The organism is Myxacorys almedinensis A (assembly GCF_010091945.1).
Lineage (GTDB): Bacteria > Cyanobacteriota > Cyanobacteriia > Leptolyngbyales > Leptolyngbyaceae > Myxacorys > Myxacorys almedinensis.
The window spans coordinates 37,647-61,603 of the sequence record NZ_WVIE01000008.1 but is presented as its reverse complement, the minus strand read 5'-3'; the positions used below and the strand labels follow the sequence as shown (position 1 = coordinate 61,603).

The window sequence follows — 23,957 nt, the reverse complement described above, 5'->3', positions numbered from 1 at the left end:
CTAAAAGCCTGTACTCTCCATCTCTTTCTTAGGAGCACGCCCCATGGAATTTTCCGGGTCATCTGTCTGGAGTCGTCAGCCGTATGCCCTGGATACGGCTGATGCCGAACGCACTGCAAGAGAAACCGCACCCTTCACGCTTCAGCCGTTGCGCTCTAGCACCGCTTCTCTGTTATTCATTGATGCAGGGGTTGAAAACTATCAGCAGTTGATCGCAGGCATCCAGACAGGAACCGAGATTCATGTTCTCAGTTCAGCCCAAGATGCCGTCGAACAAATTACCCAAACGCTGCTTGGGCGTCACGGCATTTCTAGTTTGCACATCGTTTCTCACGGAGAAGCAGGAGGGCTGCAACTGGGCAATAGCTGGCTCACCAGCGCAACTATGAGCCGCTATGCCACACAGTTTAGAAGTTGGTCAGCCGCCCTCACCGAGGATGCCGACATTTTGCTGTATGGGTGCGATGTGGCTCAGGGAGAGCAAGGGCAAGCCTTTTTGGGGCAATTGAGTTACTTCACCGGAGCGGATATCGCTGCATCCAGTGACCTGACGGGTGATGTAGAGCAAGGCGGCAACTGGATATTAGAAGTCAATACCGGAGAGATTGGGACTGCGATCGCATTTCAACCAGAGGCACTAGATGCCTACCGTGGCGTTTTATCCGTTGATCTAATTTCAGTTTCCGATCCAACGCTGTTTAGCGATAGTGTTGGTGGATCTAGCGGTGCAAATAGTGTCAGTTCTGATGGCAGGTTTGTTGTTTTTACCAGTAGCGCCAACAATCTTGTAGACAATGACATAAACGGCTTATCTGATGTGTTCTTATTCGATCGCACTAATAATTCGATCAAGCTCATTAGTTATAAATTTAACAAGACATTCAGTGCAAAAGGAGCCTCAAGCAATGCAGTCATCAGCAGCAACGGAGACTTTGTTACGTTTATTAGTAATGCTAGTGATCTGGTCTCTGGTGATATTCAAAATAGCGAAAACCGACAAAACATTTTTGTGTGGGATCGACAAAATGATGTCACCACACTGGTTAGCCGCAACCCGTTAGGTCTGAGCGGAAATCGCAATTCCTCTAGCCAGTCCATCAGTGCCGATGGAGACACTATTTTATTCCTCAGCCAAGCCACAAATCTTGATCCACGCGATGGAAACACTCAGCGAGATGCTTACCTATGGACAAGAACAGATAACAAAGTCATTTTGGTAGACCGCGATGCAGCCAAAACTGGAGTTGGAGAAGGCGGCGTGAGTGCTGCGGTGTTGAGTAGCGATGGAGGGTACGTCGCCTTTACCAGCACGTCAGGCAACCTAATTCCTAACGATCCAGATTCAAACTCAAGTTCAGATGTGTTTCTATGGAAGCGTCCTAGTAATCCTTCAGTAGATGACAGCGTATTGCTTGCCCTTACATCAGGCGCAAATGTGAGCGGGTCACTCTCGATTAGCATTGGGGGCGATCGCGTCGCATTTGTGAGCAACAACCCACTCACAGGCGCAAACGATACAAACAACCTCCAAGATGTGTTTGTCTGGACTCGTTCGACAAGCAACCCAACCACAGGAATAATTCAATTGGTCAGCGTTAATGACCTGGGTCAAAGCGGGACAACGCTCAACCCTGCTTTTGGCGATGGCTCATTTAGACCTGTGCTTAATGTCCTTGGAACTCACGTCGCCTTTACTAGCACCGCCAGCGATTTAGATGGGGGAGACACCAACGGCAAAAAAGATGTGTTTGTTCGAGACCTTGAGCAAGGCAAGACCTTCTTGGTCAACCGTAGTTCCTCTGGGGTCACTGGGGACAGCGAATCTGACTTTGCCACCCTGAGCTATAACGGTAAGCAAGTCAGCTTTATTAGCAGCGCTACCAATTTAGTCGCCAACGACACCAACAACAAACCTGATGTGTTTGTTCGAGATATTACCACAAACGTAACGCACTTAATTAGCCGCACTCCGGAGGGCACGGTAGGAAACGATACGTCGGGAAGTACCAGCATTACCGGCTTTCCAACTGCGATCGCGCCTGTCATCAGTGAAGATGGAAACTTTGTTGTATTTAACAGTGCAGCTACCGACTTGATTGCCAACGATGGCAATGCAGTAGAAGACGTATTCATCACCGGCGTCGTAGTTGCCTCTGGAAATGCAGTGCTTGCCACCCGCCGCAACACCGGAGGGCTGGGAAACTCTAGAACGGGAAGCGGTGATTCTGACACCAGTTTTGGCTCGTCGGTAAGCGAAGACGGGCGATATATAGTCTTTACCAGCACCGCGCCTGAACTCGCGGCAAATGATGTTAACGCAGCGCAAGATGTCTTTTTGCGCGATCGCCAAACCAATCAGACCACCCTGATCAGCCGCAACCAAGCAGAAACCGGCAGCGCTAACGGCATATCTACCAGCCCCCAAATTAGTGCAAATGGTCGATATATTGTCTTTAGCAGTACCGCATCAGATATTGTTGCCAATGATAGTAACAATGCCAGCGATATCTTTTGGTATGATCGACAAGAAAATAGAATGGTGTTGGTCAGCCATGCCCACAACAGCACAGCATCAGCAGATGGTGCATCCCTCAACCCTGTATTGAGCGCAGATGGGCTATACGTTGCGTTTGTTAGCGTAGCGCAAAACTTAACAAGTGGCAGCACCAACAATAAACAAAATATTTTCATCTGGAATAGTGCAACAGATACAACGATTTTAGTCAGCCATATCAATGGTAATGACGGAGGAAATGCAGACTCTGACAGCCCTGTTATTAGTGATGATGGTGGGTATGTTGCGTTTGCCAGCAGTGCTTCGGATTTAACCGGAAACGATATTAACAGCAAAAAAGACGTGTTTGTTTGGAACCGCTCGACTAATGCGATCGCAGTGGTTAGCCAATCGAGTGAAGGCACAGCCAGTAATGGCGACTCTTTTGCACCGAGCATCAGCAGCGATGGGCAAATTATTGCCTTTGCTAGCCTAGCCACTAACTTAGGCGGTGGAACAGACAACAATGGTGGGCAAGATATCTTTGCTCGAAACTTGACCAACAACACAACAACGTTAGTCAGCGTTAGCAAAGACAATGCTTATAGCATAGGCGGCGGCGAACTAATTAACCGCTTTGGCGCATTCAAGCCCGTTGTGAGCGGCAATGGTCAATTTGTTGCGTTTAGCAGTACATTTAGTGATCTCGTTAGCGACGATTTGAATAATGCTGAGGATGTGTTTGTTCGCAATCTCAATGACAACACAACTCAGATTGTTAGTATTACCTCCCAAGGAAGTAGCGAAACTGGCACGAGCAATGGCGCATCTGGCTCACCAGGAACAGGTTCTTCTGACCCGGTGATTAGCAGCAATGGGCGCTTTGTTGGATTTAGCAGCTACTCCACCAATCTGGTCAGCGGCGACACCAATGGCAGCCAAGATGTCTTCGTTCGAGACTTAAGCACCGCTTCAACCCTTTGGATCAGCGCAGGCGGCAACGGGGCATCGTTTAATCCGGTCATCAATCGCAGCGGCAGTTATCTTGCCTTTGCCAGCCAAGCCATCAACCTCACTAGTTCTGACCTCAACGGCAAACCCGATGTTTTTGGCTCAACACTTACCACCGTCGTCAGTTTGGTAGCAGCCAACAAAAGCGTTGCCGAATCAGGGGCAGCAACCGCCCCAACCTATGAGATTCGTCGCAGCCGCACAGAGGGTGCACTCACGATTGCGCTAAAAATTGACCCAACCAGCACCGCGACGATCGCAGCAACCCTAGGCGCGATCGCAGACTTCACCCCAACCCTTGATGCCGGATCATTCACCATCAGCGGCAGCGACCTGATCATCACAATGCCAGATGCCGTAGGGGTTGTAACCTTAACCCTCACCCCGCAAGATGACATTCAGGCAGAAGCTGCCGAGTTTGTGACGCTCACGCTAGCAAGCGACCCAACCTATGCCGTCTCCGCGATCGCCAACACAGATACGGTCATCATTGAAGCGAATGACACGGTAGTAACAAGCACCAACGATAGCGGTGAAGGATCGCTCAGACAAGCCATTCTTAATGCCAATGCGTTTAGTGGCGAAGATACGATTAGCTTTCAAATTCCAGGATCTGACGTTAGAACAATTTCTCTAGCATCTGCCCTTCCAGACCTCTTGGACGCGGTAATCATTGACGGTACAACGCAAGCGGGATACATCGCAACTCCGATCATTGAACTCAACGGTGAAGGTGCAGGTAACGCCAATGGATTAACGATCAAAGCAGATAACAGTACAGTGAAAGGATTAATCATCAATCGATTTTCGCAACATGGAATTCGATTAGAAGGCACTAACACTGTTGTCCAAGGAAACTATATCGGAACAGATGCGGCTGGCGATAGCAATTTTGGCAACGCTCTAAACGGCATTAGTCTCAATTCTAGTAACAACACAATCGGTGGAACAACCAACGGAAGCGCAAACATTATTGCCAACAATCAAGGCTCAGGAATCACCATCGAAGGGAGTGCTACCGGAAACCGAATTCAACAAAACGCTATTTTTCTCAACGCTGGCTTGGGTATTGATTTGGGCAACGATGGCGTGACCGCAAATGATGCAGGAGACATCGACACAGGCGCAAACGGACTTCAAAATACAGCAGTGCTGACGATCGCCGCACCCTCCGAGACCAATACTGCGATCGCAGGCACGTTTGACGGGGCAGCAAGTTCTACGTTTCGGGTCGAGTTTTTTAGCAGCAACTTAGCGGATTCCTCAGGGTTTGGAGAGGGGCAACGCTTTTTAGGCGCAACCACCATCACCACCGATAATGCCGGACAAGCGATCGTAAATTACACCCATCCTGAAGCCCTTGCCATCGGACAGTTCATCACCGCCACTGTTACAGATGCGAATGGCAACACGTCTGAATTCTCGAATGCTCGTGTGATTGCAGTGCCAAACATCACGATTAGCCCCACAACCTTAGAGCAATTAGAAGGCGCAGAAGGAACAACAACATCCTACACATTCACCATCACGCTAGATCAGGCGAGCAGTCAGACCGTATCGGTGCAGGTCAATACAGAGGACATCACAGCCTCTAACACGAATGATTATGATGCAGTCAATCAAGAGATCACGTTTGCACCAGGCGAAACCGTGAAAACCGTTACGGTTAATGCGAAGGGTGATAACGTCAATGAGCCAAACGAAACATTTAGGGTGACTCTTAGCAATGCAGTCAATGGAGTATTGGGCACAGAGACGAGCGCGATCGCAACAATTTTAGATGATGATAATCCGCCGACTATTGCGATCGCAAATATCACATCGCCAACCGTAACTGAAGGTGACTCAGGCACAACAGATTATCAGTTTGAAGTCAGCCTGTCTAACCCTACGAGCGATCCCGTAACAGTGACTTATGCCACAACAGATGGCAGTGCCAAAGCCAGCGATAGCGATTATACACCGGCATCACAAACGCTGACTTTTGCCCCCGGAGAAACCTCAAAGATCGTTACCATCAACGGTATTGGAGATACAAAATTTGAGCAAGACGAAACCTTTTTCGTCACGTTGAGTAATGCGAGTAGTAATGCCTCAATTAGCACAACAAGTGCAACAGGCACCATTAAAAATGATGATCAAGGATCGATCATCAGCATCAGTACCCTTAGCGAACTCAATGAAGGAACAGAAGGCACAACGACGGATTACACCTTCACCGTGAATTTAGATAAACCAAGTGGTGAAGTTGTCACGGTGAACTATAGAACTGAGGATGGCACAGCAAAAGCATCTGACAATGACTATGAGCCAACCACGGGAACGCTAACCTTTGCGCCTAATACAACACTGCAAACATTTTTCGTGAAAGTAAAAGGCGATCGCACCTTTGAAAACGATGAACAGTTCAGCGTCATTTTAAGCGATCCGACGAATGGGGCTATTTCAATCGGGCAAGGCAGCGCTGTTGCAACGATCAAAAACGACGACCTACAGCCAACTCTTCAAATTGTTGCGCCCAACAAGATCGAAGGTGACGTGCCTAATCCGTTCAACTTCCTCGTCTCGCTCTCCAATCCAACAGATAGAGAGGTCACCGTTACCTACGCCACCGAAGATGGAACTGCGATCGCAGGGGAAGACTACACCGCTCAGACTAATCAAACCCTGACTTTTGCGGCGGGTGAAACAGAGAAAACGATCGCGGTGACTGTGTTGGGCGATCGCAAGCACGAACCGAACGAAACTTTTTCGATTAAACTCACAAACGCAGCCAATGCGACCTTAGCGAATGGGAATGGTATTAACGCTATTGCAACCATTCAAAACGATGATCCACTACCAGAAATCACCATCAGCAACACAACAACAAATTCTTTAGAGGGTGGAATTGGCACGGTCAATCCCAACACGTTTGAAGTTGTGTTATCCAACCCAAGCGATCAAGTGATTACGGTCAACTATGATGCTATAAATGGCAATCTGATCCAAGGTGCAAACGCAACGCTTGAAGATAATGATTTTGAAGCAACATCTGGTACGGTAACGTTTAATCCTGGCGAAACAACACAAACCATTATCGTTAATGTTAAAGGAGATGAAGATCGTGAACCGGACGAATCGTATTTAGTTAAACTCAGCAATGCCAGTAGTAGCGCCACTCTCAAGACCGATACCGCCATTGGAATTATTCAAAACGACGATAACCCTCCTACGATCAGCATTCTCGATGCCAGTATTGATGAAGGAAATTCGGGTCAAACGGCGCTAACGTTTACGGTAAACCTATCCAGCGCAAGCACCGATCCGATCACGGTTTTCTATTCAACTAGCGATGGCTCAGCCACGGTAAGTGACAGTGACTATGTTCCAGTGTCGAATGCATCCATCACCTTTGCACCGGGCGAAACCTCGAAACAGGTCACGGTTTTTGTCAATGGAGACACCACATTAGAACCCAACGAAGACTTCAAAGTTACGCTCACCACGCCAACCAACGCCACGATTTTAAACGCGATCGCAACCGGAACTATTAAAAACGACGACCTTAGACCAACCCTGGGAATTAGTGGCGTCACCAAGGGCGAAGGCAATAGCGGCACTCAAGATTATGTCTTCACTGTCTCCCTATCCAATGGCAGCACAGAAGTAATCACGGTCGATTATACGACCCAAGACGATAGTGCAACTATTGCCGATGGAGACTACATCGCCAAATCTGGGCGGCTCATCTTTAATCCGGGCGGGCTTCTGCAACAGCAAATTACCGTTCAAACGATCGGAGACACCAAATTTGAACCGACAGAAAAATTCATCGTTAAACTGTTAGAGCAGTCGGTTGTGAATGCAGATATTTCAGTGAGCCAAGCCGATGGCATTCTGACCAACGATGACAGCCAGCCGACCTTTTCTCTGAGTGGTCGCCAATCTCAAAATGAAGGCAACAGTGGCACCACGCCCTTTGTATTTGAGGTCAATCTCTCGAACCCCAGTAGCGACATTGTTACCGTCAGTTACACAACAATTCCTGGAACCGCAACGGCTGATGTAGACTACCTTTCCACGGCTGGAACCCTCACCTTCAACCCAGGAGAGCAGAAGAAAACCATCACCGTTTTAGCCACAGGAGATACGGAGGTTGAGCCAGACGAAGACTTTATTTTGAGACTTAGCAACCCGATCAATGCTAGTTTGCCAGTCAGCGCAACCGATGTTCAAGGCATCATTGTGAATGACGACGCACCTCCCTTTCCCACCATCAGTATTGATGATGCTAGCGGCAACGAAGGCAACGCTGGAACCACAACAGCACTCACATTCAAAATTAGACTATCCCAAGCAACCACTATTCCAGTAACAGTGCAATACGCAACGAGCAACGGCACTGCTAGAACTGATGACGCAGACTATACAGGAATTGCAACCACAACGCTAACGTTTGCACCCAACGAAATTGAAAAAGATGTGATTGTTTTGGTTAATGGTGACAACAAGTTTGAGCCAAGCGAAACCTTTAACGTCACGTTAGCCAATCCGACCAATGCTCAACTCTCTACGATCGCACGTCAAGCCACAGGCGTCATCATCAACGACGACGCTAAACCAACGCTCAGCATCAATGCGATCGCGCTAACCGAAGGCAACACCGGACTCAAAGATTTTGTCTTTGCGGTGGATCTCTCTAACCCCACCGCCGATGGGGTAGAGGTGGATTACGACACTCTAGATGGAACGGCTCGCCTGGATGATGGCGACTATCAAAGATCAACCGGAACGCTGACCTTCGCTCCGGGCGCACCTCTAAGGCAGTTCATCACAGTTAAAGTCGTGGGCGATCGCATCTATGAACCAACCGAAACCTTCAGCGTCAGCCTCAAAAATCCCAAGAATGCAGACCTGTCCACTGTGCCCAATCAGGGAATTGGCACCATTCTGGCAGACGATTTTCGCCCAACGTTGAGTATTCAAAATGCCGCCGCTTTCGAGGGCAACAGTGCCACCACCCCTCTGCTGTTCACCGTTGAGCTATCCAATCCTAGCAGCGAAACTGTGACCGTCCAGTATGACAGCCAGCCTGGAACCGCAAACACTAGTGACTATATTCGCAGCACCGGCGTTTTGACCTTTGCCCCCCTAGAGCAAACCAAAACGATCGCGGTACAAATCATTGGTGACACGGAATACGAACTCGATGAAACCTTCACCGTCGAGTTGAGCAATCCGAGTAACGCACTCTTGCCGCCTTCAGGCTCTACCTTAAGCGCCACTGGCACCATTAGAAATGACGATCCGGTGCCACAACTTCAAGTTAGCGCGCCCACCAGCCAGAAAGAAGGAAATAGCGGAATTATTCCTTATGTCTTTGAGGTCAGTTTGTCGCAGGCAAGCCCCTTGCCGATTACTGTGGCATACACCACCGCCGATGGACAAGCCACCGTCGCCGACAATGACTACACCCCCATCGCTGGCACGCTCACCTTTGCCCCAGGCGAACTGAAGAAGACCGTTGCCGTTAATGTATTGGGTGACACGCGACCCGAAGCCAACGAAACGTTCCAGTTCAAACTCAGCAATCCGACCAATGCCACGATCGCAGCAGGGTCAGACTTGGTAGATGCCATCATTGAAAACGATGATACTGCTCCCGGTGCTCAAATTGATCGCGATAGCAAAACTGATATTGTTTGGCGCAATGCACAGACTGGCGAAAATACCATTTGGTATCTCAACAACACCACGTATGCTGCTAGCACCAACTTACCCATCATGGCAGAGGCGGGCTGGCGCATTCGAGCCACAACTGACCTCGATGCTGATGGAGATGACGATATCGTCTGGCAAAACGTGCTCACAAGTGCTGTCAAAGTGTGGATCATGCAGGGGGGGAAACTCGCTCAGGATGTGACGTTACCCATCGTTCCAGGCTTGAGTTGGAGCATCGTGGGCGCAGCAGATTTTAACCGCGATCGCAAGGCAGATATCATCTGGCGCAACACCAAAACCGGGGAAAATGTGATTTGGCTCATGGATGGCAGTACCTTCGTGAACGATGCTTACTTCCTCACCGTGCCCGATCAGAGTTGGAAGATGCAGCAATTTGGTGACTTCGACAACGATGGGGACACTGATATTCTCTGGCGCAACGACACGACCGGAGAAAATCATCTCTGGCAAATGCAAAATACCCAACATCAGGCGTCGTTCGTGTTGCCAACGGTGGCAGATTTATCGTGGACAATCGAAGGAGTAGGAGACTTTACAGGCGATAGTTTCCTCGATATTCTCTGGCGCAACACTAACACGAGCGAGAATGTCATTTGGCAAACTAGTAACTTTAAGTTTGAGCGCGACTATTGGATCAAGCCGGTCACAGATCGCGGTTGGGAAGTAGAACGACTCGCCGACTTCAACAGCGATCGCAATGTTGATATTCTCTGGCGCAACTACCTCACCGGAGAAAATGTGATTTGGTACATGAACCGCACTAACTTTGGCGTAGGGTTGAGACTACCCGTTATCCCAGATCTCAATTGGAACAGTGTCTTTGTGGGCGACTTTAACCGCGATCGCGCTCAAGAAATTCTGTTCCATAACGACCAGACCGGAGAATCGATGACCTGGCAACTCAATACCACCCTCTACGATCGTGCTGTTCCTTTTGTCACCGTCAGCGACCTCGATTGGGTGATCGATCTTACCGGTGACTTCGATGGCGATGGAGAAGCAGATCTCGTCTGGCGTCAGGTTCGCAGTGGGCACATGGATATCTCCTTAATGAAAAATGGCGCACCCTACGGGAGCAGTTTCAGCACCCAACTCCCCGATCCCCAGTGGGTTGCCGCCGCCGCCGCCGACTTTGATGGAGATGGCAGCCTCGATCTGCTCTGGCGCAACCACCGCACCGGAGAAATTGCCCTATGGAACATGGATAAAGGGAATCGGGTTGATAGTCACTATCTCATGCAAGTATCTGACCTAGATTGGAAAATTGTAGGTGTGAGCGACTTTAACCGCGATCGCAAACCCGATATTGTCTGGCGCAATCACCGCACGGGTCAAACGGATATCTGGTTGATGGACGGGTTTAAGTACAATAGTTCTGTGTCTTTGCAAACTGTCTCCAATGAATGGAGAATCAAAGGCATTGGAGACTTTAATATAGATAACCAACCCGACTTGCTCTGGCTCAACGAGCGAACTGGAGAAACCGTAATTTGGGTTATGAATGATACTCAGTTTCAGTTTGATCGATACTTGCCCACCGTTTCAGATCGGAGTTGGGACATTCATGCCGTACGTGACTTTGGTGGAGATGGCTTGACAGACCTTTTGTGGCGCAACAACCAAACTGGAGAAAATGTCATCTGGTTTCTGCATGGAACGGAGTTTGGCATCGATGTTTATCTACCAACTTATGTTAATAATAATTGGAAAATCGAGGCAGTAGACGACTTTAAACACACCCGTTAGACAGATCGATTGGTTACGAATGTGGCGTGAGGACTATCTGAGGTTAGCTAGAACCAGGCAGCTAGACCATGGTTTCCTTGCCTTGTGACCAAGGTGCAGAAGGCGATTCAGGGTATTAAGGTAGGCAGAACTGTTCGTTTCGCACCCCGCTTGAAAAAGCCATTAGGTTCTAAAAAAGCCCCATCACGCTTGGGTCAAAGACAATGGGCAGAACAATCTTCAAGAAGCGTCAGGAAACAGAAAAGGCTGAATAAAATATAGAAGGGAATTAGGGGAGAGGCTTGCCCTCCTTGTTCCGACGCTTCTTCTAGCTAAGCAAAATTTCTTAGTTACCTATTTGTGACTTCAGTTAAGATCTTTAATCCTGTCTTCCAACCAGGCTCGCCCGTCAACCTTGGCAGACTTGGCAGATTCTAGCTCAGTTCCTTAGCTCCATCGTCTCATCTCCAGTCTTCATCTATGACCCATCCCTTTTCTCACGGACACATCTTTTTCAGCCCTGGTTGTCATTACACGTACCGTGTGGTTGGTTCATGTTGCCGATTGTTTGATCGAGAAACTTTGCCCTACCCTAGTTGCCGGATCGAGTGGCACAGCAAAGAACCAAGTTGGCGACGGATCGGCAAACGATTTATCGCGGATCTTGCCACTCGCAATAGCCCATCTTATAGCGTTGAGATTGTTGGACAAGGGCACCTTAGAAAACCCATCGTGATCACCTTGTATTGGGTAAAACTGCCTCAGCCGCTCAAGGAATGGTGGCATTCTAGTAAACCCGCCACTGCACGAACCGCAGACTCTACGAGTTTTGTATCTGCTGAAGACATCAAAATAGAAGGATAGACAGCGCTGCCCCACAAGGGATGGACGAGAGTAGAACACGCGCCTAGCTGAGCCGCTGGGTAGCCGAGCGACGATCGCACAACCGCCACATCATCTAATCGCATGAACCCAGCTTGAGATGTTAAAGGCAGACCCGTTTTAGGATCAAACCCGTCGGCTAAGTATCCCAACTGCTTGAGATGCTCAATGATCGCCAGCCCAATATCTAGGAAGCGTTGTCTGAGGCGATGCTTGCAGTGTTCGGCTGCGGGAGTGCAATGGGTTAGCTCTAGCTCAGCAGGTTGCAAAATCACGACGATAGAGCGCACAGGAGTAGACCAGGTTGGCAAAAGTTGGTCGCAGTACTTGTCGATAAATTTGCTAGGCGGATGGACAGAATAGTGCATCTGATGACGCTGAATGAACCAAACGAAGGTTAGAACACTAAGACTTTAATTTTAGCTGCCATTGTTGAAGGTATGGTGCGAGGCTAAATCTAAGGGTGACAGAACCTGTCGCACGAGCCAACCTGAGCCATGCTACAGGATTACTGTTCAACGTTTGCCTATAAGGTAAGGTTGTCGATTTAGTTGAGCATAACCTTCCAGTTACCCCAGACTCTTGACCAGTTGAAGTAGGTCTTGGGGCAAGTGGCTGATTTCAAACCACAATTGTTTGGGGCTGATGCCAAAGAAATAGTTTAGCGCTAGAGCGATCGCAGCAATTGATAAGATCAAGCCTGAGCTAACACTCAATACTCGCAGCACCAGGCGCAACGCTAAAAACGCTACTGCGATCGCAGCGATGACCAACACCGTTTGTGAATCTACAGACCCAAGCAAAGAATCCATGCGGGGAAGATAGCGGCTTGGCTATCAGGCGTATTGATGTGATGGGCTGATCATAAAGCAATTCGCTATCTTAGACAACTCATTGAACAGTAAAAATAATGGTAGAACGACAGCAAACTAAAACACAATAGATATTGCTTACCTCAGCCAGAAAGTTTTTGTAGTAAGCCTTTTAGCCTTTTGCTGATCACGGCAAATAGTGAAATAAGCTGACTAAAAATGTGAGGACAATGGCTACGATCGCGCCTCCTACAGCATTATCTTTTCTAGAAGAAAGCCGATGGGCAGGCTTTAGCCAAAAGCTAAGTCCTTTCGAGACAATAGGCATCACAACTAAGCTCAAAATCGTGGAGGTGATTAAAAGACTAACGAGGGTTCTGAGCGGAGGCGACCAAGACTGCATGATGCCCAGTGCGTCAAATAGCCTCGATTGAATCATGATGATCGGATAGAGTCCCAACACGACAGCTAAAATCTGCTTCCAGGTTGGAGGACCTAACCCTACTCGTTCAGATGAGCCTGACTCAAACGAAAACCAGCCCTCTAACCCTGTCGTAAATGACTTAAATCGGTACGCCTCAAAAATGCGCTGTCCCAATGCTAAACGCCGCTTGCGATCGTCAGATTCGATCCAGGCATCCAACCGTTCTGGCGTATCAAAATGGGCAATGGAATACCACTTTACCACCGGGTCTTCGCACCTCAGAGGCGGCGTGAGATCGAGCCGAATGAACCCAGGATGGCGCTTCGCTGCATTAGTAAACTCGGTATGCCATTTTTTAAATGCAAAATCTTTGCCCTTTGGAACGATATGTTCGACAACCAGGCTTGAGTAAAAGGGGGTTTTCTCTTGAGAATCTGTCATGAACCACACTCTGGCAATCGGCAGTTATCCCCAAAGCAACGCTGAGATCGAGATCTAACAGAAAGAGGGCGTGAGTTCGATGTAGATGATCTGCTTCGTGGTTTGGGGCTTCCCGGATCGGCGATCGCAGCCAAGCAACTCTGGCGAATTCACGTTAAAGAGGACTGACGCATGGGCAGCAGAGTTGGGGATATCTTCGGGCTTCGCCAGCAGATGTAACCGATGAGCCACCCAAGTTAACCCCCAATCTGCTCGAAAAAGCTACTTGCCGCTCGGAGTTTTATACTCAGCAATCTCTTTCGGGGTAGGCGTAAACAGTTCTTTCTTCTTAGCAAAAAACGATTTCTTCTGATCTGGAGTCATGGTGGTAAAAATCTCCTTTTTTGGCAGAGATTTGAAAACTACCGCTAACTTTGTTTTTTGGGTAGGAGTTAGAGATAGCGACTTGAACGCTTTCCGCAAACTTACCTTCCCCTCCCCAACTGCCGCTTCAAGCTCATCTTGCTGCTCAGAGGTAAGAATGTCATCAATCTGAGGCAAGACTTGGGTTTTTAGCTGCTCGATCAAATCGTCCTGAACCGATGCATTGGCACTAGCAGCCAACCCCATCCAAGGCTGAGCCTGTGCCCCATCCGCGATCGCAAAGTTACATAAAACCAGCAAAGCCGCGAAGAAAGCCAGCAATACACGTTTCATTATCCTCTCCAAGCTGCATCTATCATCAAACATCAAACGTTATGATTTATCGGTCTTGACAACGCTGGCTACTGAGAAATCGAAACGTGCTGCGAAAACGCTGCGATCGCAAGCGCCGACACGATCCCCAAAGGAGCCGCCAGACACCAAAACTCAGCCATTGGCACAAAGCACGCCGCCGCCAATCCACCTAAGGCAAAGCCGAGCAACGTTGGGAAAACCCGCCCCATCCGCTCAACTGCCTCTTCCGCCTCCGTCTCCGGCGACTTGCTCCACGAGGGCAACACTTTAGCAACCCAAAACTGAACGACATCGATCGTCAGTTGGGTCGTATTTCCCGTCATCACCGTTGTTGGAATGTAGCTCTTAAACGAGTCTTTCGCCTCTTTCATCAAGGCATTTTGAATCGCCATCGCCACAACTCCAGCGATCCCGATCGGTAAAATCAAATCTTCTTGCACATCTAGCAGCAGAGCAGGAGAAAGGCGAGTGCCAATCCCCAGAAAAACCCCTAGTGCGATCGCTTCTAGGGTAAGCAGAGTCGCTAAAACCGACCATTTCTGCATCCGAGCAAAGCGAGCAAGCAGCGAGGTCAACGCCACAACCAACATAAAGGTCGGGATCATCAGCAAGCGGGTGACCGTGCTGCCTTCATCTGAACTGACAAACGACGAACCCGCCAGCGCCAAATTGCCCGTTACATGAGCGGTAAACAAACCAAACAAAATAATAAAAGCGGAGGTATCGACAAACCCTGCCACCCAACTCAGCAGAAACCCGGCAGGCGCATCGCTAATTAAAAAAGCCCCAAAGCTAAATGTCTCACTCTGACGTGGAACTACGGTCATTGCTACTCCTATCGATAGGGGATACGACGCGATCGTGCCATGCAAGGGATGCCGGATCTCTCATCCCATCCCCATCACTCGACCCAGAAACCTGGCATAAACCGCTCTGGCAACCAGAGCAGACAGGGCAACTTGCTTGCAGACGTGAGTGTGAGCCAGAAAGACACACTCTCGGTAAGCCCATCGCTGCACCAAGCTACCTCTAAAGTCTCGCTCCCTCCACAAAAGGTTCTTGAAAGCTACAGCTTACTTTGCTTCCATTGCTTCCATCGCTGCTGCCTTTTCAGCTTCCTTTAGCTTTTTGGCTTCAGCTTTGGCTAACTCCTTCGCTTTTTTTGCCTCCTCCTTCGCTGCCTTTTTAGCTGCCTTTTCTTCAGCTTTGGCAGCCTCTTTTACTTTTTCTGCTTCCTCTTTGGCGACTTTCTCGGCTGCTTTTGCCTCTGCCTTGGCTGCCTTGGCTGCTATTTTCGCTTCTTCTTTTGCAGCTTTTTCTAGCTCTTTTGTAGCCTCAGCATCTGCTTCGGTTAGCTCAGGCGCACTCACAGCTTGAGCCATAAACAGAGGCAGACCTGATGAGCCAAGCGCCCCGATAGCAATCATCTCAGTGCTTCCAGAGGTGCGCTCTGCGCTGATGGCGGCATAGGCGGCACGAGGAAACGTTGCGAAAGTGCTAAGTAGCATGAGACAGGGCAAGGTCAACACACCTAACCTACGGACAAAATCCTTCATAAATCTCCCCTCACCTTAGAACTTGTTAGATGTTAAACCAAACCGCCTCTGAATCAGGCGGCGTTTTAGAGAGTCGAGTAGTCATCGAAGCTCAACCTCATTAGATGAAGTCGAGACCCTGGGTAAGCTATAGAGCCTGAACCCATTTACCTTCAGATTGCACCTCAAAAATCGAACATTAAAAATCGAACATTGTTGTACCAGATTTGCGTTGAACTCAGCCTCGGAAACTGCTTCAGGAGAGGCTAGCAAACGAACTAAGCCGATGCCAGAGCCATAGCACGAGAGCCTGAACAGCAAGAGTTAAGTCTAGTTTTAACAATGTATACAGTCTACTGCATCCAGCATCGCAGTTTGTTATTTAAGATACGGTTTCTGCTAAATAGTGCAAAAATCTGCGTCTTTACGATCGCTACAGCCACTGCAAGAGTGATGCACGCCTTGGGCTATTGTAAACAGATCTATGCTTACAAAATTGTGTATGGCAATCCAAAAAAATATCAAATTTATGCCATCCCAACAAATGGCGTTATCGAAAGACTAGATGCACAGGTGATGGTCTTTGAAGATTGCGCGATCGCAACCCCAAAAACCATTGCTGACAATTTTTGCCATGCCAACCAGCACATCAACCGTAGAGCTAATGCAGAGCTAATTCATCAGCGCCCAAAGCCGTTGCAGAGTTTTGGAGGGAGACGGCTCTTCAGACTCGTCATGTGACCAGCAGCGATCGAGATATTCAACCGTTTGCTCCTCCACAAGTTCGTCAGCTAACAGCGTCAGCAACAGTGCCCAAGCCCAACCTAGCCCAAACGTAAATCGGCTACCTGTTGTAGGACTGTTTTGGATAACATCTGGAATGAGTTCTAAGGCTTTGTAAGATTGCCACTGAACATCGGAATTAGGGTTTAAGAATTGCATGAGAACCTCCTCAATTTGTGCATTGCAGGAGGCACGTTTAAACCTGTCACCACACGATCTCGCTACTAACAGGGCGAGCGCATGTACGAATCTTTTTCTGTGCCTTACGTTACTTTTTACCTTAACATAATCTTGCACCAGGTCGCGATCGCGGGCACTGTCGAACTGGCATGATCTGCGATCGCGGCAAGTAGGCTAGGATGCACTCCCCTGGTGTAAATTTTTGATACTCTGGTTTTTGATGCTTTTTACTCACACTTTTTTACTCACACTTTTTTACTCACACTTTAAAGCCAGCCGTTCAAGTTCAGCCCTCTGCGATGCAGATGTTGGTGCTGAACAGATCACGGCAGATTATTTATTTAAGGTCATGATTTAAGGTCAAAAAAGAAAGGTCAAAAAAAGCCCGTTCGCCCTACCGAGATGCCCATGAGTTCTGACGCCGATGCACCCAAGATAGAAATTCACCGCACGCCTTCAAGAGATTGCCTCCGCCCTTGGGATAACGGGGCACAAGTTTCCGAACTGCAAGTGCTGCTTAATGCTTGCGGTTACCCACTGCGGATTGACGGCGACTTTGGCAGCCTTACCGAAATTGCCGTTATAAAATTTCAGCAGCAGCAGGGGCTGAGAGTTGATGGTGTCGTTAATTTAGACACTTGGGCACGGTTAGAGGCAAATATTCGACCGGGAGCGCGGATGCTAAAACCAGGGCACACCGGAACAGATGTGCGGGGGCTTCAAGAACTTTTAGAACATCATGGTTACTCGGTTAAAAAAGATGGCTGCTTTGATGATGCAACCAAGGCGGTCGTTATGCGATTTCAGCAAAAGCGCCAGTTAGAAGCGGATGGCATCGTCGATATGGCAACTTGGAACCAGTTGCAGACCTGCCCTTTACCGAACAAGTCAAATGCGGCAATGCTTTCTCCGGAGATCCAAAAGTGGATTGATTTGGGCAAGTGGTGGTAAAAGCTAGTTTTGTGGAGGGGTGCATGAGTGGAGGGATAGATGGGCTGGATTACTGAACGACCCATCCACCATCGACTCTCTAACCCATCCACTCCTTGTCCCTCATTTCAACTTTGACAGACCACTAGCCCTCTCCCACAAAAGAAGGACTTTGATTTCGGCGTTTAATTTTGGCATACGATGCGATCGCGCTGCCTGCTCCAAAAGCTGGCGGTTCAGACATTAGGGAGCAACAGCCAGATTGCTGTTTTTGTAAGCGATCCATCCGCCAATATCAGAAATGTCAAGCCAGTTATACTGCTCAACCAATGCGCGCGGATAAAGAAACGCCGTCGCCGTGTCCCCATCATCTAGAATCACATCAGCAGGGTACATATGAGGTGGCTCATTGGCAGCAAGATACTCAAACTCGGCGTTGGTCAGTTCATACACTTCCCCCGGAATAGCGATGCCCCCTTCGGCAACTTGATAAATCGCAGGATGCCAACCGTTTTCTGCGGCATGGAGGCGATACAGAGGTTTTGTTTGGGTCGCTTGGATGAAGGCTGCATTCCCCAAATTGTTGTGATCGGGCTGACCGCGCAACGCTGACCCACAAATGAAGATGCGCTTCTTCGGTGTATCTGCTGACTGACTCATACCGTTCTCCTTAGCTGCTAAAACAAAAGCACAATCGATGAAAGCATACTCTATCCACCGGAGCAGTTCATCGACTGTTAGAACTTCCTAACACCGTTACAGGCTGTAGCTGGTGTTGCATTTTTTGTATACAGTCTACCGTAGACTATCCCTTGTGTCTCTGAATTAACGTTGCATTTCTTTCCCTAGGACACCATTATGCTGACTCTTTCAAGACTAGACATTAACAGCGATCGCCTCAACGCCAATATTGAGCGCATTGCAAAAATTGGGAAACAGCCATCGGGAAGTATTTGTCGCCTTGCGTTTACGCCAGAGGCACTGCAAGCGCGGTATCTGATTCAGCAGTGGATGACTGAGCTTGATATGCACGTAAGCACCGATGCCGCTGGCAACTTGATCGGCAAATATGACGGGATTTATCACCATGCTCCAGCGTTAGCAACGGGATCACACATTGATACCGTTCCATCGGGGGGGAGATATGACGGGGCGTTAGGCGTTTTGGCAGGGCTTGAAGTGGTGCGATCGCTCCGCCAAAACGACCTCCGGTTAAATCATCCGCTTGAGGTGATTGTGTTTACCGACGAAGAAAGCACGATGATCGGCTCTCAAGCGATCGCAGGCACCGTCCTTTACGACGAGATCGAGCGCTACCATTTGCCGAGCGGAAAATCGATTCAAGAAGCGCTAGAAGGGTTGGGCGGAGAGTGGGATCACCTAGCCACAGCACGGCGCGATCGCACTAACTTAGCTGCCTTTGTCGAACTCCACGTTGAGCAAGGGATTATTTTAGAGCGCACCCAGCATGAGATTGGCATTGTTCAAGGGGTCGTCGGGATGCGCCGCCGCAAGATCATCATTACCGGGCAGGCAAACCATGCAGGCACAACGCCCATGGAGATGCGCCAAGATGCGTTAATTGCAGCGGCTAAGCTGGTGTTGGCAGTTCAAACGATCGCGCTGGCGATGCCCACTCAGCCCGTCGCCACCGTCGGCTTTCTGAGCGTTTTGCCCAATGCCGTCAATATTATTCCGGGAACCGTAGAACTGACCGTGGATATGCGAGATTTATCGAAAGAGGTGCTAGATGGGATGGTCGAGCAGTTGGAGGCAGCAGTAGCGGCGATCGCAGTAGAAACGGATACGCAAATTACCGTAGCGCCGCTTTTGTGCGTCGAACCGACCTTAGCAGCAGGCTTGGTGCAAGATGCGATCGCGGCAGTGTGCCACCAGCTAGGGCTAAGTCACTGCCATCTTCCCAGCCGTGCCGGGCACGATTCCCTCGAAGTTGGACGGATCACAGACATGGGAATGATTTTTGTGCCGAGTCAAGCAGGGCTAAGCCATTCCGAAGCCGAATATACCTCGCCAGAACACTGTGCCCAAGGGGCAACCGTGCTGCTGCACACCCTGCTAGCGCTAGATAAACTCTATCCGATTTAGGACGCAGTTTTAGGACACAGTTGTACCTTAAAAATATCCCTGCCCTCACTTAAATTAAATACTTAAATAAAATTAAATACTTAAATAAATGAGAGACAGGGACAGAAGATTCTAGCGATCGCTAGACTTCCTGCTGCTAGGTTTACTTCTGATTCATGGGATCGGCAATGTACCGGAACGTTGGTTCCGAATTCCAAGCGCCGCGCTCATCTTTCTCACCGTTGGAAGACAGATTATAGTAGATGTCCACGGTTTCATCAGGCTGGATATTACCAAACATTGGGTCAGTGAGTTTACCCATCGAATCCAATGCTTTCATAAACATTTGAGTGTGAGAAATCTCACGGGTCAAAAGATGGGTGAGTGTTTTTTTGGTGCCTTCATCGGTCGCTAGCTTAATTAGCGCTTCGTAGGTTTGGCGCGCTCCAGCTTCTGCCGAAATATTGGCTCTGAGATCGCGCACAACATCACCTCCCTCGTCTATGTAGGTCGCTGTCCAAGCGCTTCCTTGGCTATCGAGAAAGTGAGGACCCATACCTCGAACGGCAAACAAACTGCTTTTAAAAGCTTCAGTTTGATCGACATTTTTAGTGTGAGATTCGATGAGTTTACCCACCATTTCTAGATGACCAAACTCTTCGATCGCAATATCTTGAAGCATGTCCCGAATGCCTGCGTTTTCGACATGAAAAGACTGAACCCAATATTGCAAAGCAGCCGTTAATTCTCCCGTTGCCCCCCCAAACTGCTCTAGAAGTAGTTGAGCAAACCTTGGATTTGGCTCGTTAATTTTAACGCTATGGATAGTTTCTTTCTTATGAAAAAACATTGAAATTGTCCTCTCTAGATATTCGCCTTGTTTTCGCCTTTGATGCCTTCAAAAGCTATGCGATCTTAAGACGAAAGATTTTAGGATTACATCAGCTTAGGAGGGATTAGTTAGACCGCCAATCTCTACCTTTAGAGCCAGAAATTTGGCAGTGCTGAATGCAACAGGTGAGGATATCCGAACCGTTCTATCGGTCAACTCTACTGATTACAATGGGAACGCAAGCCCCGACCTTCGTGCAAAATAGTGCTGAGGTTATTGTAAGAACTGTGGATAAGCTGATGACGACCATTCTTGAACAAGGCAACATCTCGATCCATACTGAGAATATCTTTCCGATTATCAAAAAGTGGCTTTACTCAGACCACGAAATTTTTCTGCGTGAGCTAGTTTCAAACGCTGTAGATGCCATCCAGAAAATGAAGATGGTGGCTCGCTCTGGAGAGTTTTCCGGCGACATGGCTGAACCGGAAATTATACTGACGATCGACAAGCCAAAACAGACGCTCTCTATCTCTGATACTGGCATCGGAATGACGGCAGACGAGGTGAAACAATACATCAACCAAGTCGCCTTTTCTAGCGCTGAAGAGTTTGTCCAAAAATATCAAGCGAGTGCCGATCAGCAAATTATTGGTCACTTTGGGCTGGGGTTTTACTCCTCGTTTATGGTGGCAAAATATGTCGAGATCGATACGTTGTCCTATAAAGAAGGAGCGCAAGCGGTCAAGTGGGCATGTGACGGCTCAACAGAATTTAAGCTTTCCGAATCGGATCGAGCAACGCAGGGCACAACGATCAAGCTAACGCTGCAAGACGAAGAATTAGAATACCTTGAGCCGCACCGAATTCGACAGCTAGTCAAAACCTACTGCGACTTTATGCCGTTTCCGATCAAGTTGCAAGTGATTGAGAAGGAGGACGAAGACGCGCAAGCCCCAGAGCAAATCAACCGTCAGATTGCACCGTGGAAGGAGTCGCCCAGCAATCTCAGCCGCGAAGATTATCTTGAGTTTTATCGATATCTCTACCCATTTCAAGAAGAGCCGTTGTTGTGGGTTCATCTCAACACAGACTATCCATTTGTAGTCAATGGTATTCTTTATTTTCCAAAACTCAAGCCAGACGTTGATGTGTCTAAGGGGCAAATCAAGCTGTTCTGCAATCAGGTGTTTGTCAGTGATAACTGCGAAGAAGTAATTCCGCAATTTTTGATGCCGTTGCGGGGTGCGATTGATAGTTTAGACATTCCGTTGAACGTGTCTCGGAGTTTCTTACAAAGCGATCGCACCGTTCGTAGAATTGCTGACTACATCGCAAAAAAAGTGGGCGATCGCTTGAAAGAACTCTACCGTGATAACCGAGAGGAATATATTCGCTGTTGGCAAGATTTGGGAACGTTTGTCAAATTTGGGTCGCTCAACGACGAAAAATTTAAGAAGCAAGTCGAAGATATCATCATCTACCGCACCACTGCCAACCTGAGTGATGCTGCTCCTAAAGTAGAAATCCAAACGCAAGAGGGAGACGTTTGGCAAGACTCTTCTAATGGTCAGAGCAATACGGTTGATGGCAAATCTTACACAACATTGCAAGAGTATCTTGAACGCAACAAAGAACGCCACGAAAATCGCGTATTCTACTGCAACGATGAGGTCTCGCAGGCGACGTATGTGCAACTCCATACCAGCCAAGGGATAGAAGTTCTGTTTATGGACTCGTTTATCGACAGCCATTTTGCCAGTTTCCTAGAGCGTGAGTATTCTCACATTAAGTTCTCCCGCGTAGACTCTGAGCTAGATGAGACGCTGATCGACAAAAACAAATCTGAGGAAATTGTCGATCCGACCACAAACCAAACCCGAAGTGAGCAGATTAAAACGCTGTTCCAAAAAGCGCTAGACAAGCCGAAACTGATCATTCGCACCGAAGCGCTCAAGGGAGAAGATGCAGCTTCAACGCCTCCAGCAATGGTGTTGCTGCCTGAGCAGTTACGCCGGATGCAAGAAATGACGGCTCTGATGCAACAGCAAGCCGTTCAATTTCCGGAAGAGCACATTCTGCTGATCAACACATCGCACCCGATGATTGAGAACCTGATGAGCTTGAGCCAAGGCGCGATCGCAACCCCTGATGGGCAATCTCCGTCGGCAGAACTTGCAACGCTCATTTGTCATCATGTCTACGATCTAGCATTGATGGCACAAAAGGGATTTGACGCAGATGGCATGAGGTCGTTTGTCGAGCGATCAAATCAAGTGCTAACAAAGCTAACAGACAAAGCCGCTCGTTAATCGCGCGGTTTAGATAGGGCTTGCACGATCGAGCAAGGTTCCCCAGCCAATACGCTAGGAAACTTGTCTAGCGATCGCGCAAGCCCTCACAACGACACTCGTAACTAGCAACCTGTCCGCTTCCGGATTTTATTAGCTAGTAAGGGTTTGAGCAGCAGGCACTTGAGGCGTCATTGCTGTGCCATGCAAGCGAGGATCAGGAGTAGGCGGATTGGGTTCTGATCCTAATGGTTTAGGCTGTTCAACGTATTCAAATTCACCTTTGCCATCTATTGATTGCCCCTTTGCCCACCGACCTTCAGCGCTCTCTGTCCCTTCAGAGAGATTGAGGAACTGATAAGCATGTTGTTTTTTATCGGGCAGATCAGGGAAGCTACTGGGCACAGGAGTATCTTCCAACCCATCTGCTTTGAGTTCTTCGATCGCAGCTAACCACTGATTTTGGTGCATGGTATCGCGCGCGATCATGAAGCTAAGCGTATCTTTTACTCCCGGATCAGTGCTCATTTCATACAACCGCACTGCCTGCAAACGCCCTTGAGATTCGGCGTGCAGATTAGAGCGAAAATCAGCTATTAGATTGCCACTTGCGACAATAAAGCGACCATTCCAAGGGAAGCCAACGCTATCAGCAGGCATTGCACCCAATCCTGACACAATAGCGTGTTGAGGATTCATCGCTGCCGCCATTACATCCATAATCGAATCTCGCGCCCCATTGCCGCCCATAACTGCGCCAACAATGGTATCTTTTGCTCCATCTTCTTGCATGTTAATAGGAGCTTTATCGAGCAAATGGGCGATCATCGTTGCCAGCATTTCAATGTGACCGATCTCTTCGGTACCAATATCAAGCAACATGTCTCGGTATTTTGCAGGTCCCCGGCAATTAAATCCTTGAAACAGATATTGCATCATAACGGTCATTTCGCCAAAGGTTCCACCAATTAGCTCTTGAACCTTCTTTGCATAGATCGGATCAGGATTATCGGGCGGGGTGAAATATTGCAGTTTTTTATTGTGGTAGAACATTTGATTCTCCGTGATTCAACGTGATTTAAGCGGGTATG

16 protein-coding genes are annotated in these 23,957 nt (G+C 48.5%); 4 read left to right on the top strand and 12 right to left on the bottom strand.

Going from position 1 to position 23,957, the window contains the following annotated elements; all coding sequences use genetic code 11:
• Positions 1-43 precede the first annotated feature (43 nt).
• The gene (locus GS601_RS08590) at positions 44-10,975 is read left to right on the top strand and encodes a Calx-beta domain-containing protein (protein ID WP_162422871.1); all 10,932 of its coding nucleotides are present in this window, start codon (positions 44-46) and stop codon (positions 10,973-10,975) included.
• Positions 10,976-11,715: 740 nt separating this feature from the next.
• Here GS601_RS08590 and GS601_RS08585 read toward each other — a convergent pair.
• From GS601_RS08585 to GS601_RS08550, 9 genes are all read right to left on the bottom strand, one after another.
• Entirely contained in the window at positions 11,716-12,204 is a 489-nt protein-coding gene (locus tag GS601_RS08585) for a methylmalonic aciduria and homocystinuria type D protein (protein WP_162422870.1), read from the bottom strand.
• 201 nt (positions 12,205-12,405) lie between these two features.
• Positions 12,406-12,648 carry a hypothetical protein gene (locus GS601_RS08580; RefSeq protein WP_162422869.1) on the bottom strand — a complete coding sequence of 81 codons (243 nt, stop codon included), beginning with the start codon at positions 12,646-12,648 and terminating at the stop codon, positions 12,406-12,408.
• A 187-nt stretch (positions 12,649-12,835) separates the two neighbouring features.
• Entirely contained in the window at positions 12,836-13,513 is a 678-nt protein-coding gene (locus GS601_RS08575) for a putative antibiotic biosynthesis monooxygenase (RefSeq protein ID WP_162422868.1), read from the bottom strand.
• Positions 13,514-13,567: 54 nt separating this feature from the next.
• Positions 13,568-13,744 (bottom strand): hypothetical protein, encoded by a 177-nt coding sequence (locus GS601_RS08570; RefSeq protein WP_162422867.1) that lies wholly within the window; start codon positions 13,742-13,744, stop codon positions 13,568-13,570.
• Between the two features lie 30 nt (positions 13,745-13,774).
• Positions 13,775-14,209, bottom strand: a complete 435-nt coding sequence (locus GS601_RS08565; RefSeq protein ID WP_162422866.1) for a hypothetical protein — start codon at positions 14,207-14,209, stop codon at positions 13,775-13,777.
• A gap of 68 nt (positions 14,210-14,277) precedes the next feature.
• A complete protein-coding gene (locus tag GS601_RS08560; protein WP_162422865.1) occupies positions 14,278-15,057 on the bottom strand; it encodes a YoaK family protein in 780 nt (259 codons plus the stop codon).
• A gap of 60 nt (positions 15,058-15,117) precedes the next feature.
• Positions 15,118-15,282 carry a hypothetical protein gene (locus tag GS601_RS23130; protein WP_238393158.1) on the bottom strand — a complete coding sequence of 55 codons (165 nt, stop codon included), beginning with the start codon at positions 15,280-15,282 and terminating at the stop codon, positions 15,118-15,120.
• 21 nt (positions 15,283-15,303) lie between these two features.
• On the bottom strand, positions 15,304-15,612 hold the full coding sequence (locus GS601_RS08555) for a hypothetical protein (RefSeq protein ID WP_162422864.1): 309 nt from the start codon (positions 15,610-15,612) through the stop codon (positions 15,304-15,306).
• Positions 15,613-16,437: 825 nt separating this feature from the next.
• Positions 16,438-16,707 (bottom strand): hypothetical protein, encoded by a 270-nt coding sequence (locus tag GS601_RS08550; protein ID WP_162422863.1) that lies wholly within the window; start codon positions 16,705-16,707, stop codon positions 16,438-16,440.
• Positions 16,708-17,136: 429 nt separating this feature from the next.
• Between GS601_RS08550 and GS601_RS08545 the strand changes: the two genes are divergently transcribed.
• Positions 17,137-17,679 (top strand): peptidoglycan-binding domain-containing protein, encoded by a 543-nt coding sequence (locus GS601_RS08545; RefSeq protein WP_162422862.1) that lies wholly within the window; start codon positions 17,137-17,139, stop codon positions 17,677-17,679.
• A gap of 222 nt (positions 17,680-17,901) precedes the next feature.
• Here GS601_RS08545 and GS601_RS08540 read toward each other — a convergent pair whose 3' ends face one another.
• A complete protein-coding gene (locus GS601_RS08540) occupies positions 17,902-18,318 on the bottom strand; it encodes an allophanate hydrolase-related protein (protein WP_162422861.1) in 417 nt (138 codons plus the stop codon).
• Between the two features lie 198 nt (positions 18,319-18,516).
• On the opposite strand from GS601_RS08540, the gene GS601_RS08535 reads away from it, so the two are divergent.
• Positions 18,517-19,764, top strand: a complete 1,248-nt coding sequence (locus GS601_RS08535) for a Zn-dependent hydrolase (RefSeq protein ID WP_202924965.1) — start codon at positions 18,517-18,519, stop codon at positions 19,762-19,764.
• Positions 19,765-19,906: 142 nt separating this feature from the next.
• Here GS601_RS08535 and GS601_RS08530 read toward each other — a convergent pair whose 3' ends face one another.
• Positions 19,907-20,593, bottom strand: a complete 687-nt coding sequence (locus GS601_RS08530; protein WP_162422860.1) for a manganese catalase family protein — start codon at positions 20,591-20,593, stop codon at positions 19,907-19,909.
• 281 nt (positions 20,594-20,874) lie between these two features.
• On the opposite strand from GS601_RS08530, the gene htpG reads away from it, so the two are divergent.
• Positions 20,875-22,887, top strand: a complete 2,013-nt coding sequence (htpG, locus tag GS601_RS08525) for a molecular chaperone HtpG (protein ID WP_162422859.1) — start codon at positions 20,875-20,877, stop codon at positions 22,885-22,887.
• 132 nt (positions 22,888-23,019) lie between these two features.
• Here the strand turns inward: htpG and GS601_RS08520 are convergent, their stop codons facing one another.
• The gene (locus GS601_RS08520) at positions 23,020-23,919 is read right to left on the bottom strand and encodes a manganese catalase (protein WP_162422858.1); all 900 of its coding nucleotides are present in this window, start codon (positions 23,917-23,919) and stop codon (positions 23,020-23,022) included.
• Positions 23,920-23,957: the final 38 nt, after the last annotated feature.